Here is a 1,386-nt window from a genome sequence, read left to right as displayed (position 1 = left end):
CGGCTGGCGAGCTGGTCCGCCAGTCGGGTCGGCTCGGGCAGCTTGGTCTTGCCCAGACAGTGCAGGGTCATCGCCAGCGCTGTGTCCAAGTTCATGCGCTGGCCCGGCGAGACGAACACCGGCTTGACCTTCGCGCGTGAGCGCAGCACGGCGCCCAGCTGGCTGCGCTGTTCGCGTTTGGGCAGCTCGCTATTCTCGATGATGCCGAGCTCGCCATCCGCTTCACGCACGCGATCCGTCAGCGCGACCCAGTCACCGCGCTCCTCGCCCGGTTCGCCATGCTTGCCGCACAGACGCTTCTTGGCCACGCCGAAGGATGGCAGGTCACACCACAGGCCGAGATGCGCCGCCACGCCCAGGCGGCGCGGGTGCGCGATGCCATGGCCGTCCACCATCAGGCATTCGGGCGCACGCTCCAGCGATTCGAGGGCGGCGATGGCGGCGGGCAGCTCCCGAAACGACAGCAAGCCCGGAATATACGGCATGCGTGTCGGCTGACGGATCAGCTGCTGCTCGAGGGGCTCCAGCGTCGCCAGATCCAGCGTCACCACCGCCGCGCGTGTCACCTCACCCTCATCCTCGAAGCCGATATCGACCCCGGTGATGGTCGCTGGCCACTCGCCGGGGCTTGCTCCCCAGGGCGGCGTCAGCGTCAGTCGAGTGGCCATTTCGCGTTGCTTGGCAACGGCGGCGGCAGGGTCGAGATTCCAATCGTGCAGTGCTGTCATCCACTCACTCATGCATTCCCTCTCGGCGGTTGCGGGTCTCTCTCCCTCAGATGCTATCGATCGCCCTCACCTTCAAGCTGCTTGCCCAGTGAACGCAGCACCTCCGCCGCCTGATTGCGGAAGGTGTCCAGCCCATTGCCGACCTCCCCCATGCTGCGCTCCAGCTGACGCGACAGCCGATTGGAAAGCGGCTGGTCCGCGCGGGCCGTCAGCTGCTCCGGCGTCATGTCGAGCACCAGTCGGTAACGGATGTCGCCGGGCGCCGCGGCCGCCAGCGGGTCACTGACCGCCTCACGGGTGAAGCGCGCGAAGTCGATACTGGCCGCCTTGTCGCCGCCGTCAGGGCGAATCAGCAGGCGATGGATCTGACCACGGGTATCACTGAGCACATCCTCGACCTTGCCCAGCGCCTCGCCCTGCGGTGACACCACCGGCGCCAGACGCAGGGCCTCCAGCGAGACCAGCGGGACGCGAATCTCCGGCGTGGCGCTGCTGGCCGGCATGTCGGACTCGGCGTGGGCCGCACTGAGCGACAGCCAGGGTGTCGCCAGCAGAGCGCACAGCATCAGCTGGCGGGCAGGCGTGGCCTGCAGGCCACGGCGCAAGGCATCGAGTGAAGAGATCATGTGGGCATCCTCGGGAAATGATGAGCGGTGGA

Annotated in this window: 2 protein-coding genes; both read right to left on the bottom strand. The window is 67.6% G+C overall.

All coding sequences use genetic code 11. The features are described 5' to 3' along the window. A partial coding sequence (locus tag AC4FAH_RS09450) for an endonuclease V (RefSeq protein ID WP_490245946.1) occupies positions 1-728 on the bottom strand: 728 nt, incomplete at its 3' end. 53 nt (positions 729-781) lie between these two features. Then, on the bottom strand, positions 782-1,354 hold the full coding sequence (locus AC4FAH_RS09445) for a hypothetical protein (protein ID WP_288987072.1): 573 nt from the start codon (positions 1,352-1,354) through the stop codon (positions 782-784). Positions 1,355-1,386: the final 32 nt, after the last annotated feature.

Source organism: Cobetia sp. (assembly GCF_983723665.1).
This window is presented reverse-complemented; position numbering and strand designations above follow the sequence as displayed.